Source organism: Natronotalea proteinilytica, from assembly GCF_055379935.1.
The window spans coordinates 977,644-994,375 of sequence record NZ_AP043947.1; the positions used below are offsets into that span (position 1 = coordinate 977,644).

The 16,732-nt window shown below is 57.2% G+C and carries 17 protein-coding genes; 8 read left to right on the forward strand and 9 right to left on the reverse strand.

Going from position 1 to position 16,732, the window contains the following annotated elements; translation table 11 throughout:
- The first annotated feature begins 3 nt into the window (after positions 1 to 3).
- The 5 genes from mtgA to ACZ5AL_RS04135 all read left to right on the forward strand — a co-directional run bounded on the left by mtgA (position 4) and on the right by ACZ5AL_RS04135 (position 3,919).
- Positions 4 to 705: a monofunctional biosynthetic peptidoglycan transglycosylase gene (mtgA, locus tag ACZ5AL_RS04115; protein WP_464512363.1), complete on the forward strand. Its 702-nt coding sequence runs from the start codon at positions 4 to 6 to the stop codon at positions 703 to 705.
- 89 nt (positions 706 to 794) lie between these two features.
- Entirely contained in the window at positions 795 to 1,814 is a 1,020-nt protein-coding gene (locus tag ACZ5AL_RS04120) for a threonine aldolase family protein (RefSeq protein ID WP_464512364.1), read from the forward strand.
- 251 nt (positions 1,815 to 2,065) lie between these two features.
- Positions 2,066 to 2,626 (forward strand): carboxymuconolactone decarboxylase family protein, encoded by a 561-nt coding sequence (locus ACZ5AL_RS04125; RefSeq protein ID WP_464512366.1) that lies wholly within the window; start codon positions 2,066 to 2,068, stop codon positions 2,624 to 2,626.
- 134 nt (positions 2,627 to 2,760) lie between these two features.
- Positions 2,761 to 3,309, forward strand: a complete 549-nt coding sequence (locus ACZ5AL_RS04130; protein WP_464512367.1) for a carboxymuconolactone decarboxylase family protein — start codon at positions 2,761 to 2,763, stop codon at positions 3,307 to 3,309.
- A 28-nt stretch (positions 3,310 to 3,337) separates the two neighbouring features.
- Positions 3,338 to 3,919, forward strand: a complete 582-nt coding sequence (locus tag ACZ5AL_RS04135) for a carboxymuconolactone decarboxylase family protein (protein ID WP_464512368.1) — start codon at positions 3,338 to 3,340, stop codon at positions 3,917 to 3,919.
- Positions 3,920 to 3,961: 42 nt separating this feature from the next.
- Here ACZ5AL_RS04135 and ACZ5AL_RS04140 read toward each other — a convergent pair whose 3' ends face one another.
- Positions 3,962 to 4,282, reverse strand: coding sequence for a YhbY family RNA-binding protein (locus ACZ5AL_RS04140; protein ID WP_464512369.1), 321 nt, complete (start codon positions 4,280 to 4,282; stop codon positions 3,962 to 3,964).
- A 175-nt stretch (positions 4,283 to 4,457) separates the two neighbouring features.
- Complete coding sequence (locus ACZ5AL_RS04145; RefSeq protein WP_464512371.1) at positions 4,458 to 5,951, reverse strand: aldehyde dehydrogenase family protein; 1,494 nt, start codon at positions 5,949 to 5,951, stop codon at positions 4,458 to 4,460.
- 201 nt (positions 5,952 to 6,152) lie between these two features.
- Between ACZ5AL_RS04145 and ACZ5AL_RS04150 the strand changes: the two genes are divergently transcribed.
- The 3 genes from ACZ5AL_RS04150 to prfB all read left to right on the forward strand — a co-directional run bounded on the left by ACZ5AL_RS04150 (position 6,153) and on the right by prfB (position 8,957).
- Complete coding sequence (locus ACZ5AL_RS04150; RefSeq protein WP_464512372.1) at positions 6,153 to 7,358, forward strand: pyridoxal phosphate-dependent aminotransferase; 1,206 nt, start codon at positions 6,153 to 6,155, stop codon at positions 7,356 to 7,358.
- 17 nt (positions 7,359 to 7,375) lie between these two features.
- A complete protein-coding gene (locus ACZ5AL_RS04155) occupies positions 7,376 to 7,732 on the forward strand; it encodes a hypothetical protein (protein ID WP_464512373.1) in 357 nt (118 codons plus the stop codon).
- Positions 7,733 to 7,819: 87 nt separating this feature from the next.
- A protein-coding gene (gene prfB / locus ACZ5AL_RS04160) for a peptide chain release factor 2 (RefSeq protein ID WP_464512374.1) occupies positions 7,820 to 8,957 on the forward strand; the annotation gives its coding sequence in 2 pieces (ribosomal slippage) (positions 7,820 to 7,888 and positions 7,890 to 8,957; 1,137 coding nt in all).
- A gap of 302 nt (positions 8,958 to 9,259) precedes the next feature.
- Here the strand turns inward: prfB and ACZ5AL_RS04165 are convergent.
- The 7 genes from ACZ5AL_RS04165 to mdh all read right to left on the reverse strand — a co-directional run bounded on the left by ACZ5AL_RS04165 (position 9,260) and on the right by mdh (position 16,666).
- Positions 9,260 to 10,843: a hypothetical protein gene (locus ACZ5AL_RS04165; protein ID WP_464512376.1), complete on the reverse strand. Its 1,584-nt coding sequence runs from the start codon at positions 10,841 to 10,843 to the stop codon at positions 9,260 to 9,262.
- Between the two features lie 69 nt (positions 10,844 to 10,912).
- On the reverse strand, positions 10,913 to 11,686 hold the full coding sequence (locus tag ACZ5AL_RS04170; protein WP_464512377.1) for a hypothetical protein: 774 nt from the start codon (positions 11,684 to 11,686) through the stop codon (positions 10,913 to 10,915).
- A 12-nt stretch (positions 11,687 to 11,698) separates the two neighbouring features.
- The gene (locus ACZ5AL_RS04175) at positions 11,699 to 12,310 is read right to left on the reverse strand and encodes a hypothetical protein (protein WP_464512378.1); all 612 of its coding nucleotides are present in this window, start codon (positions 12,308 to 12,310) and stop codon (positions 11,699 to 11,701) included.
- Between the two features lie 95 nt (positions 12,311 to 12,405).
- Entirely contained in the window at positions 12,406 to 13,035 is a 630-nt protein-coding gene (locus ACZ5AL_RS04180) for a penicillin-binding protein activator LpoB (RefSeq protein WP_464512379.1), read from the reverse strand.
- A gap of 4 nt (positions 13,036 to 13,039) precedes the next feature.
- Positions 13,040 to 14,119: an LPP20 family lipoprotein gene (locus ACZ5AL_RS04185; protein ID WP_464512381.1), complete on the reverse strand. Its 1,080-nt coding sequence runs from the start codon at positions 14,117 to 14,119 to the stop codon at positions 13,040 to 13,042.
- Between the two features lie 13 nt (positions 14,120 to 14,132).
- The gene (locus tag ACZ5AL_RS04190) at positions 14,133 to 15,563 is read right to left on the reverse strand and encodes a COG3014 family protein (protein WP_464512382.1); all 1,431 of its coding nucleotides are present in this window, start codon (positions 15,561 to 15,563) and stop codon (positions 14,133 to 14,135) included.
- Between the two features lie 155 nt (positions 15,564 to 15,718).
- Complete coding sequence (gene mdh, locus ACZ5AL_RS04195) at positions 15,719 to 16,666, reverse strand: malate dehydrogenase (protein WP_464512383.1); 948 nt, start codon at positions 16,664 to 16,666, stop codon at positions 15,719 to 15,721.
- Between the last annotated feature and the right edge of the window lie 66 nt (positions 16,667 to 16,732).

Consider the following 16,732-nt stretch of genomic DNA (forward strand, 5'->3'; position numbering starts at 1 on the left):
GTCATGTCGTCGCAATCGTCCGGGCCAGCCCGCAGGCTTCTTCGGCTTGTGGGTCGGGGCCTGCGCGGGATTCTACTGGTGGCGGCGGCTTACCTTGTAGGATGTACGCTCTTGCTTATCGCGTATACCACGTTCTGGCCGCCGCTGACTGGCATTCAGGCACAACGAGCGGTGGAGGCATGGTGGGCTGGCGATACCACCTATACGCGAGTGTATCATCCGGTGTCGTCTGATGCGATCTCGATCCATATGCCTCGGGCCGTTGTGGCTGCCGAAGATGGCCGCTTCTACGAGCACCGAGGCATTGATTGGGCGGCCATTCAGGACGTGTTTGAGGAGTCTGCGGGCCCGCCACGTCGAGGCGGTTCAACGATTACCCAGCAGTTGGTTAAAAACCTGTTTTTGACGACTCACCGGTCGTATGTGCGTAAGGCGTTTGAATTACCGCTGGCATACCTTGCAGAACTCATTCTGTCGAAAGAGCGGATCTTGCACCTGTATGTAAATGTGGTGGAATGGGGCCCTGGTATTTATGGCGTAGAAGCGGCATCACATCACCACTTCGGTATTACGGCCAACGACCTTTCACGTCATCAAGCGGCTGGGTTGGCGGCCTGCTTACCCGCTCCCCGTTCGCGTAGCCCTCACTACATGACGCGTTACACCCGCACCATTGAGCAGCGGATGGCACAGCATGGCTGGTAACAGATTTGCAGTGCCATAGCAGCAGCACCATAGCAGCAGTGCATAGCATACGCACGCTCCAACTCGTTATTCTCACTTTTCGGCTCGGTATGATCGACTTACGCAGCGACACCGTCACACGTCCAACCCCAGCCATGCGCCAGGCTATGATGGATGCTGAGGTGGGCGATGATGTATACGGCGAAGACCCAACGGTAAACCGGTTGCAGGACAAAATAGCGATGCTCCTCGGGAAAGAGGCCGCACTGTTTGTTCCTTCGGGTACTATGGCGAATCAAATTGCCGTGCATGTGCTTACCGAGCCCGGTAGTGAAGTTATTCTCGACGCCAGCAGTCACCTTTATAACTATGAGACCGGCGCAGCAGGCATGCTCTCGGGCGTGCAGCTGCATCCGGTAACGACCGACGAGGGGCTGTTAACGTCGGACGCAGTGACGGCTGCGGTGCGTCCAACAGGAGCGGTATTTGCCCCATCCCGTTTGGTGGCCATAGAGCAAACAGCCAATAAAGCAGGCGGACGCATCTATCCGGTCGAGCAATTGCATGCGGTTGCAAAAACCGCACACGAGCATGGGTTGAACACGTTGCTTGATGGGGCGCGTCTGTGGAATGCAAGCGCCGCCACGGGCATCTCGGAAGCCGAATATGCTGCTCCGTTCGACATGGTGTGGGTGGCATTATCCAAAGGGCTTGGCGCTCCAGTGGGGTCGGTGCTTGCCGGAGCCGAATCTACCATTGCCCAGGCCCGACGCACCCGCAAACGATTGGGCGGAGGCATGCGGCAGTCTGGTATTCTTGCTGCTGCCGGGCTCCATGCTCTGGCCCACCACCGTTCCCAACTGGCTAGCGATCACGACCACGCGCGCCAAATTGCCGAAGCCGCCACTCAGTGTGCCGGGTTTCATGTGGATATGGACCGAGTAGAGACCAACATTATAATGGTTCATACCGACACGCACACGGCGGAGTCGGTTTCAGAAACATTGGCTGCCCACAATGTGATGGTTACGCCCTTTGGCCCTCATACCGTACGTATCACCACGCATCGCGACATATCTGAAGTAGATGTAGAACAGGTGTGCACGGTCCTGCACGCAGTCTATTCGTAGGAGCCAAAGGCCGACAGATCTAGAACAGCTCGAAACAGCCTCACGGCGTTCAACCAATCAGATGTAACGACATCCACAAAGAAAGAGCAATGAGCGAGGCAAACTTGCTCTTCTCATATGCCAGATCCTATACTCTATCACTGACATGTGGGGGCATCCCCCACACCTCTTCTTTTAAAGTATGTATTGTCAATGAAGTACTCTAAATGCCGCAAAGTACGCTCGCAAAATATCAGTAGCCCATCAGTACTATGAACTCTGTTATAGACGAAGCTAAGCAGACGTACGGTGTCATCCCTAACTTTTTCAAAGAAACCAATACATATACCGCAGCTCCTTCTGCTGTATATATGATTGCCGACGAAGCGCTTGTTAATGGAGTGTTGTCGCGACGCGAACAACAGGCGGTGCTATTGGAGTTGGCACGCTATCATAACAGCCGATACGACGCTATTGTGCATGCACGTATGGCGTTAGATGCGGGGCTTGGGTATCGTGTAGTGAATCAGCTTTTGTCGGATGAGCCCGTGGACGATGCACGGCTTCAGGCACTTGTCGAAACTACGCGCCGCTCCTGCAATCAGCGCGGATGGCTTACGCCGAAAGAACTACGTGCGTTGGAAAAAAATGGGGTCTCGCGCGGGGAGCTCTACGAAATCTTTGCCTTCATTGGCATGAAAAAGATGACGAGCTACACCCATCACATTGCCGACTTTGATGTGGAGGCTCCGCTGAAGCCACTAGAGGCAGAGATAGAGACCCTGCCCGAACCGCCTGATACGTCACGTCGTCAGCGTCTGTTTATGGGCTAATCGGCTCCACACAATGCGCAGCACGCTCATGCACTCTGCCCATCTGCTCTACTTTGTAGTTTTTGCTTATGGCTGTATCCACATCCGAGAAACCTTCAACACATTTCGACACGCCTTCACGCCGTGTGCGCAGCATGGCCAAAGAGAGTTTTGGCATGGTCCCTAACCTCATCAAGGTGGTTAATGAACACAATCCTGCTGTAGCTCAAATTTACATTGCAGGCATGGAAGTACTCGAAGAGGGCGTGCTTTCCGAGGCGGAACGCAATATTGCCTTGCTCGCTATTTCCGAGTATAACAACTGCCATTATTGTGTACGCATACATGCCGGGTTTGCGCATGACGCTGGCCTCCATCCCTCCGACATTGAAGCGGTAAACCAAGGCGGACTGCCGGGGTCTGAGTCGCTGCGCTCGGTGGTGCAGGCCGCACGATTGCTCATGGAACGAGAAGGCGAATTGACTACCGAGGATTACGAGGTGCTTACCAAGGCTGGAATCACGCCTACTCATCTGTACGAACTGAGTGCACTCATTGCACTTAAAACCATGAGCAACTATATTAATCATGTGTCGCAAACGGAAGTAGACCCCGAAGTGTCGGACCTCTTTCCGATCATGGACGAGTTCAACAAGACCGAATGGCCCGAGGCTCCGCGTTCTTCGGCATTCGAGGCTGTATAAATATTACTTTTTATAATGTGCCGCCTGTATGCCAACTTTTTCTACCGATGAGTTTGAGCGTTCTCGTGAGATGGCTACGGCGTACTATGGCCTGGTCCCTGAAATTATCAAGACGGTAAACAAACATAATCCTGCGGTGGCACAAATCTACATTGCTGCCATGGAGCTTATGGAAGAAGGAGAGCTCGACGATGATGAGCGCGAAGCCGTTATCTTGGCCATCTCGCGGTATAATGACTGCCACTACTGCACACGTACGCACGCTGCACTTGGGCATGCAGCCGGGCTGTCTCGTGATGAGATCGAGATGCTCAACCAGGGACGCCTACCGGAGCGGGCCAACATCCGTGCAATCGTGCAGGCTACCCGCCTCATGCTCGACAAAGATGGCTGGCTCGACGAGGAAGACCGCGAACGCCTGCGCAATGATGGTATTGAAGAGATGCACCTCTATGAAATCAACGCGCTAATCAGTCTAAAGGTGATGAGCAATTATATCAATCATGTGGCGCAGACCAAAGTCGATGAGGGACTCGATCAGCTTTTCCCGATCATGGCGGAAATCGACGAAACCGGTTGGCCCGAGCGCCGCTATCCCAACGAGCAGTAGCAGATACGCTGGGACGGGCACTACGCACAGGTTGATTTTGCGCTACGGAAGTTCAATCTCTGGCGTATCCGGGAATGGGTGGTAGAGCACCATGATACTGCCAATCACCTGCACCACGTGAACTGGATTGTCCATCGAAAGCCGGTCAAGGAGTTCGTTGCTTAGCGTGTGCACTTCGTCGGGTGAGCCGCCTAGAGTCTTCACCTTCAGCAGTTCGCGGGTGTTAAAGGCTTCCTCAACAGCAGCAACGACCCCGTCGCTTAGCCCATCGTCTCCGATGCGAACTACTGGATCCAGGTCATGCGCTTCGCCACGCAGGAAAGCACGTTGTTTAGATGTGAGACGCGGAGGGTCATGTGGCATGAAAGTTATTGGGTATCAGAAAGACAAAACAAGCGCACCGCCATGAATTGATCTGTCTTGGCAGATGATCCGGAGGAGGCTCGGCCGTTCGACCAAAAATGCGTAGAGGCGCCTTTGCAGACGCCTCTACGAACACCACAATGCTACAGGCAAAGGACCTCAATCACACTTCGCATTACGCATCGGGCGCGTTATCCATCTGCGCTTTTTGGAGTTGGCCCGAGTAGTCGACATACACGGTCTTGGTTTCGGTGTAAAAGTCGAAGACCTCCCAGCCGCCGTCGCGATGGCCGTTGCCGGTGTCTTTTACGCCGCCAAATGGCATATGGGCTTCGGCACCAATCGTTGGCCCGTTGACATACGTGATGCCCGCCTCCAGGTCGTGCATCGCTCGGAAGGCATTGCGCACGTTCTCAGTGTAGATGCTGGACGACAGACCGAAGTCGCAGTTATTGGCAACGTCCACGGCCTCCTCGTACGACGACACCGTGAGCACGCTCAGCACGGGTCCGAAGATTTCTTCCTGTGCGAGACGCATGTTTGGCGTTACATCGGTGAAGAGCGTAGGCTCAAAGAAGTAGCCATCTTGCAGAGCAGCGTCGCTGGGCGTGTCGCCTCCAAAGACAAGCGTAGCACCCTCGTTCTGGCCAATCTCCATGTAGGACTGCACTTTGTGGAGCGCGGCCTCGTTGATGAGCGGCCCCACATCGACGCCCTCTTCGCGTCCGTCGCCGAGTGTAAGCTCTTCGGCTGCTTCCTGGATGCGATCGACCAGTTCGTCGTGCACATCCTCATGCACAATGAGGCGGCTGGTGGCGGTGCAGCGTTGTCCGGTTGTGCCGTATGCGCCCCATAGCACCCCTTCGAGCGCAAGGTCGAGGTCGGCATCCTCCATTACAATCATCGGGTTCTTACCGCCCATTTCGAGGGAGAGCGGTTTGTTGAGTCGGCCACACGTTTCGCCAATCTGTTTGCCGACTTCGGTGGAGCCGGTGAAGGAGACCGCATCAACAGACGGGTGCTCGACCAGGGCGCCACCAACCGTGCCATCGCCTTGCACCAGGTTCAGAACGCCTGCAGGAAGCCCGGCATCTTCAAGAACCTTTACAAGCAGCGCGCCACAGTGCGGCGATTCTTCGCTGGGCTTGAACACGATGGTGTTGCCCGCTGCAAGGGCCGGAAAGATCTTCCATGTGGGCACAGCCACCGGGAAGTTCCAGGCTGTGATCAGTCCACACACGCCTACTGGACGGCGAATGGTCATGTTGAACTTGTCGGGCAGCTCGCTCGGAACGGTATTTCCGAACAGCCGACGCGTTTCGGAGGCGGCGTAGTAGGCGGTGTCGATGGCCTCTTGCACATCGCCCCGTGTTTCGCTAAGCGGTTTGCCCATCTCGCGCGTCATGGCATCGGCCAGGTCGTTTTTGCGCTCCAGCAGCAGATCGCCAATGCGCTTCAGTATGCGTCCGCGTTCGGGAGCAGGCGTGCTCGACCAGCCGTCGAACGCACGCTGGGCCGCGGCGACCGCATCGTCGACATCGGCAGGGCCTGAGGCGGGAAAGTGGCCCACCACATCCTGGAACGCAGCCGGATTTCGGCTGGCAAAGGTGGCATCGGTTTCAGCGGGCTGCCAGGAGCCATCAATGTAGTTTTGGGAGAGGGTAGACATAGGAGTCACGTGTTGGTGGATACGGAAAGCGCTTACGATACGTCATCAATCATGTAAGTATAGGAGGCAGATCGGGCGTTCTCAATGCGCATGTTCGCATTATATACGAAGAGTGCTCGCTATTGCCCGTGCGGATCTACCGATCCAACCAGCGGTACATCACATGCTTTGTGCTTTTCCGAATCTCGCTGCCGCCCGTTTATGTCTGATGCTGCCGTTACCGCCGACTTGGAAACCTATCTCTCCGAACGTGTTCGCACCACGCCGCCCAGCGGAATCCGGCGCTTCTTTGAGATTGCCGCCACCATGGATGATGTGATCTCGCTGGGCATTGGTGAGCCCGACTTCGTGACGCCGCAGCCCGCTGTGCAAGCCGGTATCGACGCGCTCAACGACGGCGCCACAAGTTACACCTCCAACGCCGGACGCGAGGACCTTCGCCAGGCGATCGTATCCGATCTGGAGGATCGATATGGCGTGACGTACGACGTGGAGTCGGAGGTGCTTGCAACCGTGGGCGTGAGCGAGGCGATGCAGGCAACCATGCTCTCCATTCTGGATCCCGGCGACGAAATCCTCATTCCAGAGCCCTGCTTTGTGTCGTATGCGCCCACAGCGCGCTTTGCAGAGGGCACCGTCGTAAACGTGCCCACAAGCGTTGAGAACAACTTTCAGGTGACTGCCGAAGCTCTCGAATCCTACATTACGCCCAACACGAAGGCGCTTTTTCTGGGCTATCCGAACAACCCAACGGGCGCGGTGCTGCGACGTGAGACGCTTGAAGACATCGCCACGCTGGTTGAGAAACACGACCTGCTTGTGATCTCCGACGAGATCTATGATCGGCTGGTCTACGGCGAAGCATACGAGCGAGGGCACGTTTGCGTGCCGTCGGTGGGCCGCCTGCGTGATCGCACCATCTTGCTGGGCGGGTTCTCCAAAAGCTATGCGATGACCGGCTGGCGCATTGGCTATGCGTGTGCACCGAAGCCGCTGCTGCGGGGCCTCTACAAGGTGCATCAGTACATGATTATGAGCGCGCCCACCGTATCGCAGATCGCTGCTCATACAGCCATGACGCAGTGCCAGGATGAGGTCGAAACCATGCGCCAGGCCTACGACGAACGTCGCCGCGTGCTGGTAGATGGGCTCAACGAGGCCGGGCTCAGCACGTTTGAACCTGAAGGCGCTTTCTACTGCTTCCCCGACATCCGTTCAACTGGATTGAGCTCCGAAGACTTCGCCCAGCAACTGCTCGAAGAAGAGCACGTAGCCTGCGTGCCCGGCGATGCGTTTGGGCCGAGCGGGGCGGGATACGTGCGTTGTTCGTACGCGACCGGACTCGACGACATCAAAGAGGCGGTAGTCCGTATCCAACGATTTGCCGCGCGCCATCAGTCTGCATAAAGCTGCCTCGCCGAACCATGCGCACCACACTCTACATATTGGCTGTGGCTGGATGTGCCACCGTGCTGCATCTATTGTTGGGATGGGCGGCCACTGGACTGGCTGCCATTGTTGCGGTATGGGCTCCTCGTCGCGTGCTGGTTGGTGCTGTAGGCGTTGGACTGGGATGGCTCTTGTGGGTAGCCTATTCGCTTCTCTTTTATGAAGCAGCCACCGTGGAACTGCTGCAGTTTCTATCTGCCGCTACTGGCGATCTCCCCCCTGCTGTGCTGGCTTTTATCCCGGGTCTGGTTGGAGCGCTGTGGGGAACTGGAGCCACCCTCATTTTTAGCGCAGCACGCGATGCCTGGCATCAGCGCAAAACGCTTTCTTAAACACGGCTTCTCCGAACGATTGTCTTCGGATGGGCGTTTGATACCAACAACTGACAGAGCTTCTCTTCATCAACCTGAACTGCTACTATGGCCGCATACACGGACGACGACCTGACAGACCTCTACGAGCGCACCGACGCGCTCGGGGGCTATCTTTGACGTAGAGGAACGCCGTGCCCGCATTGGTGAGCTAAACCAGGAGCGACTCGACCCGTCGTTCTGGGACAACCCGGATCGTGCCCGCGAGGTGGAGCAACAGGTTGCCCGCGAGCAAAAGTGGATCGATGTGTGGGAGGATCTGCAGGATCGTGTGGAGACGCTGCAGACGCTTCAACTGCTGGCCGATGAAGAAGACGCCGACCTCAGCGACGAAATTGAGGCGGAAGCTCAGGCGCTGGAGAAAGAACTCGATCGCCTTGAACTGGCCAGTCTCCTCGACGGACCTGATGACCACCGCAACGCCATCATTACGATTAATCCGGGCGCCGGGGGTACCGAAAGCCAGGACTGGGCCAGTATGCTGTTCCGCATGTACACGCGCTGGGCTGAGAAAGAAGATTTCGATGTGGAGGTGCTGGAGTATCAACCCGCCGAAGCAGCGGGTCTCAAAAGTGCAACCCTCCAGGTGTCGGGCGACCATGCCTATGGCTATCTGAAAGGCGAGCGCGGGGTGCACCGCCTGGTGCGCATCTCCCCATTCGATTCCGACAGCCGCCGCCACACCTCGTTTGCCAGCGTGTTTGTGTATCCCGAGGTTGACGACACAATTGAAGTCGATCTAAGCGCGGGATCGATGGAGTTTCAGACGTTCCGTTCTGGCGGAAAGGGAGGCCAGCACGTCAACAAAGTATCGACCGGCGTGCGTCTTACGTGGACCGGCAGGCTTTCGAACGATGAGGAAGTCGAGGTCGTGGCCGAATGCACCGAGGAGCGGAGCCAGTTGCAAAATCGCAAACGCGCCGAGAAGATGCTCAAGAGCCGCATCTATCAGGCGGAGCAAGAGCTTCAAGAGCAGGCGCGTGAAGAGGTCGAGGCGACCAAGAAAAGCATCGAGTGGGGCAGCCAAATTCGTTCGTATGTGCTGCATCCATACACGATGGTCAACGATCACCGTACGGAGAATAAGTTTTCCAACGTCGAGGAGGTGCTTGAGGGCAACCTCGATCCGTTGATTCAGGCTTCGCTCACGCATGGCAAGAAAGACGTGAAGCCGGCGGCCTCTTGATGGGCTCTTTTCTATAACGGCGTGTAAGTGAAGTCAAGTGTCAATGTTGGTGTTCAGGGGGGAGTGAAAGCCTGTCCGATGATAATAACAAAACACCTGTCATGGTGAGCGAAGGCCGACGGAGGAGGCCCATGTAGCCGCCGAATGGCATTCGGTGGAACCATCTCCGCGGCGCTCAGCAGGTTCTGACGAATCAACGGTCCTGCTAGTCTCGGGGAAGATCCCGGCTCTGCGGCGCCAGGGCGCCTTGGCCGGGATGACTAGAAGCGTTGATAGCTCAAACTTTGACCTGTGACACAGTCCTACCGCGAGGAGGCCACGATCTGCGGCTTGCGGTTTTCGATGAACGGCATTTCCATCCCCAGGTTGGCTCCGATGAATGTAGGATCCGCCAGGATATATGTATGTCCGTCAACGGTGTAGGTCCGATCTGACGCCGTTGCTTGCAGATCGTCGGTTGTGCCTATGGCCACCGCCGCGTGTCCGGGCTCGCCTTCCCAGAGCAGCCCGATGGTTTCGTAGCCCAGCAGCGTGCGCGCTAAGTACGCAAACAGCGGCGCCCGGTCGTCGCAATCGGTAGCGGTAGCCGCGAGTGCTTCCTCAGGAAACATGAAACGCGTCTCGCCAAACTGCTCCTCATCGGTTTCGTACTCGGTGGCGTACTGCACAAAGCGCAGCAAGAAATTGAGCGCTTCGCGCGGGCTACGCTCTTCAAGATGCGGCATAAGTGCATCCTGAAGGCTGTTGCGAGCCGTATCTGACATGGGGGCCTCGAACGTCATCCCAAGCTCAACAGTGGGGTACGACTGCAGGTAGTTCACCAAGGCCGAGTTATAGTCGATCTCAAACTCGTAGTCGGATCCCTGATATGAAAAGGAAATAGTGCGCGAGGAGGTGCTGGCCCCCAAATGAGGCAGTTGGGGCGATGCAAAAGACAGCTTCTGGGTGGCTGCTTCGTGGCTGCCCTCGTACGTGGTAAACGCCTCGATTCGGTGCGCGTCTTTATTTAGCACGTAGTAGCGCTGCCCTTCCGTTTCCATGAACGGGTGTCCGTACAGCCTTTGCTCGGCAGGCAGGAGCAGCAAGACCGATTCGTTGGCATACCCCACGCGTGCGTCATATCCCGACTGCATCATCACGAACCAGGTCCAGAGGGTTGCGCTGTTAGAAAGGGACGTGTCGGAGTCGTCATACAACGTCGCCGCCGCTGTGCGTACATACTGGTAGTAGCCCCAGTCGCTCAGGTTAAGGTCGCGGCGCTGTTCGTGGAGAGTTTCAATCAGGGCCTCGTAATCGGTTTCCGCCAAGTTGCCCCAAAAGGTGGCGATGGACGACTTAGACGGGGCCTCGCGAAGGGATGGGGTGAAACTGGCATCGTACGGAAGCAGGGTGGGGGTGCCATGAAATGAAAGGCGCGCCGAACGCGGAAGGGCATCAGCTCGCTCACCAGCATCGGGTTCACCAGCATCGGGTTCACCAGCATCGGGTTCACCAGCATCGGGCGCAGGGGCTTCGGGGGTTGGATCCGGGTCCGGAGTTTCTTCGGGAGCGTCCAGTTCAGTTGCTTCTTCAGGTGCCTCCCGATCGGGCTGTGTCTCGGCGTCAGGTTCAGCCGGCGTGGGTTGGGACTCTGCCGGCTCGGCCTCTGGCAGGGTGATCGGCTTCGTATCTATCTGGCTGGCGGGCCCACGGTCGATGTCATACGCGCTCCACTGTTCTTCCAGAAACTCCATGAACGCCTCGTCCTGCTCATCCAGGAAGTTTTGGTAGCGTTCTTCCTGATCACGGAGCCACTCCTCGTAGTCGCCATTCTGAGCATGAACGGCAGTGGGCCCAATCAGCAGAACAAGCGCCAAAATGTAGCAGAAAGTGCGCACATAAAGCATAGTAACATATGGGATTATGCAAAAAGACCTGCAAAAGATCGTGTATTACACCGTGAAGGATGCAGTGGACTACTCTACCAGAACCTCATCAATGTTGGCGCGGAGCAGCACGTATGCATATTTCCCATCAGACCACCGTTGTTCTACCTGCGTGGTGCTGAACCGGATGGCCGTGTACAGTCGGTAGATGACATGGCGTCGGTCGGCCTCTGATCGGTCCATCGATTGGATGCCGGCTGCGGTTTCAAGGGCCAACTGCTCTCGTGCATTCTGCTCGGCCGCGTGCCAGGTATGTGCTCGGCGGTAGTAGACCGGCGCTCGCCCCACTGCTCGCACGCCCGATTCTGAATTCGTTTGGGAGGCGTCGACCCACGACGGGCGTTTCTCGGCAAATGAAATCCGCATATCGGGCACCGACGGGGCGGTGTCGCGCTCGGGATGCCACGCAGCGAGCATGAGGCTCATGCCTTCCACCTGCACCGAATCGACATAGGAAACGGCCGTCAGCGTATCGGGCAGTTCGCGTTCGGTGAAGCGTTGTCCACGTGAGGTAATCTCAAAGCGAGGCGGTGCTTCATAGAGTCGTTCGCCCTCCAACACGTGATGAACAGCGCGCCGCAGGGCTACATAGGCTGAGTCGCGGGCGCCCGCCATGCCATCATCGGGATTAATATAGCTTTGGGCCTGCCCCACCGCCCACACCAGCGAGTCGGTAGCGGGCGGTGTCGTCACAAACCATTGTGGATACGACGGCGAGGCACTTGCAGGTGGATCGCTGCTTTCTGATAGGCCTGTGCAGCCCATCAGCGCAACCAAACCGATGTAGTAGGCCAAAATACGCATCCAAGTTAGGAGTTACCGTCGATTACCGCGTTCGCGCTGCTCTTCTTCGTAGCGCTCAATTTCTTCTTGCATCTCTTCAAAGGCCTCGGAGGCACGGAAGCGTGTATACATGGACTCATCGCGGTTTTCGAGCAGCGCCAAGAAGTCGGCAGCCGCTTCGCCCACCGGCATTTCCATGAGCACGTAAGCGCGGTAGAGGCCATCGTTTTGCTGTTGGACGTCCCGTTCACGCGCCGAGGTGCCCGTCAACGTCTGGTTGACAAGCTCTTGCGTGGTTTGGACAAACTGCTCCCGAAACTCATCTTCGAGTTCTTCCTCAAAGATGCGCGTCATGCTCCGAATTTCGGCTTCAATGGTGGCCGCAATGCTTTGGCGCGCATCGGTTTCGGCGCGATCGATAGCAACTTGCATGCGCTGCGATTGCGCCGAGGCCGAAGCGTACAGATGGTCGGGCGACTCAGGCGTATCCAGGTACCATGACGGAATCTCCTCCATATCGGGGCCCGTGGCGCTTCCCGAGCTGCCGCACGCAGTAAGGGCGACGGCGAGCACAACAACGGCCCCAAGGGCCATGGCTTTATGAACAAGTGCGAGAACAGTAGTGGAGTCTGATTGTGCTCTCATGGGTTTGTGGGTTGCTTTGGAAGAAAGTTGATGAACGCGCCAAACTGTGTAGGGCGCTTATGAAGCCGCATAAAAACGGTCAAACGTAACGTGGTTTACAGGCTATATCGGGATCGCTCGACCAGCTTCTTGATGCGTTTGGTGCCGATCCAGTCTTTTTCCGTGGTTTCGATATTAACGAGTTCTAAGTTAACCACATAGAACAGCGAAATTTGGCGTCCGTCGGACGATTCATCCACCTCGTCGTTGATGGTTCCCATCAGCATATACTCGGCCCCGGTTTCCTGCGCCAGACGGGCGGCTGATTCGAGCGTTGCGTGTTCTTGCTGTCCGCGACGCTCATCACGGATGGCTTCCCGCGCATCTCCGCCCGCTACAAACCCGACCTGTCCTGCATTGATAAGCTCACGCTCCAAATCGCTAATAAACACATTTGGATCGATGTGTTGCTGGGTCCGGTTTTCGATAGGGCCTACGATTACGGTGGGCCGATCGTCATTATTTTGTCGATGGCGGGCTAACCAATTGCTTTGTAGCACATCGTCAATCATGGCATCGGCTACGAGGCGGGCATCGGTGTCATTCCACCGGCCGGAAAGATCGGTTTCGGTGTCGGCATCGACGCGTTGCACAGTGGGGCTGGACGATCCACATCCCACCAGGAAGGCCGCAATCAGAAAGCCAATCAGGCAGTTGCGTAGCATAGTAGGCAGGGCAACAGGCATAGCATTAGTCGAGGTCAATGCGGAGTAACGTGTCGGTCAAGAACTGCTCCAGGTCTGTGTCGAGGGCATGGCGGGCATCGCGGTGAGCCGCTTGCTGGGCTTGGGTAGCAGATAACCCGCCACTGCGGTTGTCGGCCGAGAAGGTGCCGCGTGTTTGGTTACGTTGCACATCCACCACGGTAATGTCCAGTGTCCAGTACAAAAACGAAGCATCGTCGCGCGTTTCAAGTGTCGGCTCCTGGTGGTACTTCACCTCCGCCCGGAGTATGGCATCGTCGGGACTGCGGGTGGTCGGAAAGCCTGCCGCTTCGATGCTTTGGGCCGCCTGCGTGTGGATTGCGTCTGGAACGGTGGAGCCCTCCACTAAAATGGGACAGGCGCGCTGCGCTTCGGTGAAGGCCTCTTCTAATTCGGTGCGTTCGGGGGTGGTGCCATCGCCAAGGTTTGGCACGCCACCGCCTCCGGCAATGATGGAACGTTGCTCCTGCAGGGTTTCGTTGACCTGGCTAAGCACAAGTGCGCGTCGGTAGGCAGCCAGCTTTTCAATGGGATCGGTTCGGGTTTCCCCGGCCTCTACATAGGTTTCGATCTGGGCGCGGTTGGTTTCAATCCGTTCGGTGTAGATGGCGAGTGTACGCGTGCGGTGCATGCCTACGAGGGCGTAATGCGTGCCGTCATCGGCTTGCTGCTGGGCCAGCACCTCGGTATTCAGCAGGTCTTGCTCCGACCGAATGTTCGTTAGATCAAGCATGCGCACGGTGCCTTCGGTCTCGGCGATGCCGCCATCGCGCGTGATCTCCTCGTAGTTGTCTACCGTGCGGCGGCTTGCATCGATGGTGGCTTCGAACATGCGGGCTAGATTGGAAAGGGCTTGCTCTTGGGCCTGCTGCGTATTCGTGCCTGATCCGCTGGCTAAGAGGTAGCGCCGCGTATCGTGGGTCTGAGCCGGATCTTCCACCCAGCGTGGCACACCGTCGGGCCCGGTGGTATCGGTCGAGGTGGATTCAGAGCTTGCACATCCCATAAGGATAGCCACCAGCACAGCACATGCGGTGAGTAAGCTAAGGCGTAGCATAGCAGTCATAGCACAAGGCATCTTAGTTCAAAAAGGAAGCAGTGGTTGCCGACAGCGCGCGCGAGCCGCTTTGTACCGTAAGGGTGTCGGTGCGGCGCTCAAGTACGTTGCCAGAGCGATCCAAAAACTCGAACACCACCTCGTGCGTGCCCACGGGGAGTTGAGCCACCATGGCGTGCGCACGCCCCGGCATGCTTTGCCAGCCCCGTACATCTGCCTGCGCCGAATAGCTGCTCATGGCGCGTCCGAGTTGCTGGGTGAGCCAACCCAGGTCCTCGCCCACCTCTTCTCTAGCCAGCGCGGCCAGCCCCTCGGTGGCGGCGGTTTGCAGGAAGGCACGCAGTACCGCCCGGATATAGATCACATGCTTTGTGGCGTCGAACATGTCGCGGGCTACCGCCTGCATGTCTTCTATCATGGGCATTGTGCGCGTTTCCCCGGCTACGGTTACCTGCACCTCGCTCACGCGCGACGCAAATTCGCTCAACACGGGAACCGCTAGATAGAGCGAAACGGGATCGGCACCCAGGTCAAGCGGGATGCGAAAGGAGCGTTCTTCCTTTGCCGGCATGCGCCCACTGAAGGCGGTGATGAGTGTGTTGTACTGGCTGGGATCTTTGAGCGCATCTGAACTGGAGAGACTCAGCGTGGGGGCCGAGCGAGCAGTGAGTTGATTGAGAAACGACGTTTGGCTTTGATCTTCGAGGGCGCTCCGCAGGTTCTGATACTCAATGCGCGCGCCGTCCGCATCGCCTTGTTTGGCATGCACCACGGTCGAAAGAAAGCGCCCCAGCGCTGTGTGTTGCGTCATTTCGCGGGGCGTGATACGGTCGGGATGAAGGTTGACCTCGCCAAGTTCGGCATCCGCTTGCTCTAAGATCATCTGCGTTGTATCCGCCGAGATGACCTCCTCATTGTCAGGAGGATTCACGAGCGATGCCGTCAATCCCTGATGGCGATCGCTAAAGGTCTCCAGTTTGTGGGTTACGCGGCGCGCCTCAACCGCAGCCCCTTCCAGATCGTCTTTCTGCAGGTAGTTGATAATGTTGAGTGTGTTCAAATAAAAGTCTTCATATGCCTCGCCCACATAATCGAGTTGCAAGTCGTTAACCAACAGGGCTTGTACGTTTTTCGAGATGCTGCGCGTAAAGTTGGCCTCAATGGTTCGTTCGGCCTGCTGAAAGTGTTGGGCACTGGCATCCCACTGGCCGTGGTGATGGTAGAGCATGCCCTTTTCGAGATGATAGAGCACCGCGTCTTCGCCGTCTTTGCGGTACCCACGTGCCAGTCGTTCGGCGAGCTCGTCGAGGTCATCAAGGCCGTGCTCGTGATAGGTGCGGATGTCGTTCTGCGTGTCGGCCAGGGTGTATCCGGCGGTGCATCCCATGCCAAACGATGTGCCAAAGAGCACTGCAAACAGTCCTACCGTAATGGAGACCGATACAGAGCGCATGGCAAGCTGCTAAGGGTTGGTGAGAAGAACAGCTCATGTCGTTCAGAGGGGAGAACGACACAACCCCCGCCGTGCAGCCATGCCGACGGGGGCTGGTATGAGTACAAGCCGCGTGCCAATGCGAAATAGTCACACAGATGAACTGTGCGAGAACGCTATGCAATTTCGCCTTCTTCTTCCAGGCGATGCAGGGTGTCGAGGTTGGCTTGGACGTGCTCGGCAGAGGTGTCGAGCAAGGCCGCTTCGTCGTCGGTAAGCTCCACCTCGATGATCTCCTCAATGCCATCGGCGCCCAGCACTACAGGCACGCCAATGAAGAAACCTTCGAGGCCATACTCGCCGTCAACGTGCGCAGCGACAGGCAGTACGCGCTTGTTATCCTTAATGATGGCTTCGGTCATTTCAGCCGCAGCTGCGCCGGGCGCGTACCATGCCGATGTGCCCATCAGGTCCACAATTTCGCCGCCTCCGCCTTTGGTGCGCTCCACAATGGCGTCGATGGTCTCGTCGTCGAGAAACTGCGGAAGCGGAATGCCGCCAATGGTGGTGTAGCGCGGGAGTGGAACCATGGTGTCGCCGTGTCCACCCATGAGCAGAGCCTGAATGTCGCGCACCGACACGTCGAGCTCGTCAGCGATGAAGGCGCGATAGCGGGCTGTGTCGAGCACGCCGGCCATGCCCATCACGCGCTCGGCCGGAAAGCCACTGGCCTGATGCGCTACGTAGGTCATCAAGTCCAGCGGATTAGACACCACAATGATTTTGGCGTCGGGGCTGTGTGGAGCAAACTGCTCCGTCACGCTCTTTACAATCGCCGCGTTTTTGGCAAGCAGATCATCGCGGCTCATGCCGGGTTTACGGGGGAGCCCAGCCGTAATGATGCATACCTCCGAATCGGCGGTAGCCTCGTAGTCCGTGGTGCCGGTAAGCACCGTATCGAAACCATGGATCGGCCCGGACTCTAGCAGGTCGAGGGCTTTGCCTTGTGGCACGCCGTCTTTGATGTCAACCATCACGACCTCGTGAACCATGTCTTTGCGCGCTACGCATTCGGCAACAGTTGCTCCTACATTGCCACCTGCGCCTATAACGGTAACCTTCATAACGGTTAGGGAATCTCTGGAAAGAAAAGGGGATACGTACACTACAACATAGCGGTACATTGCCCA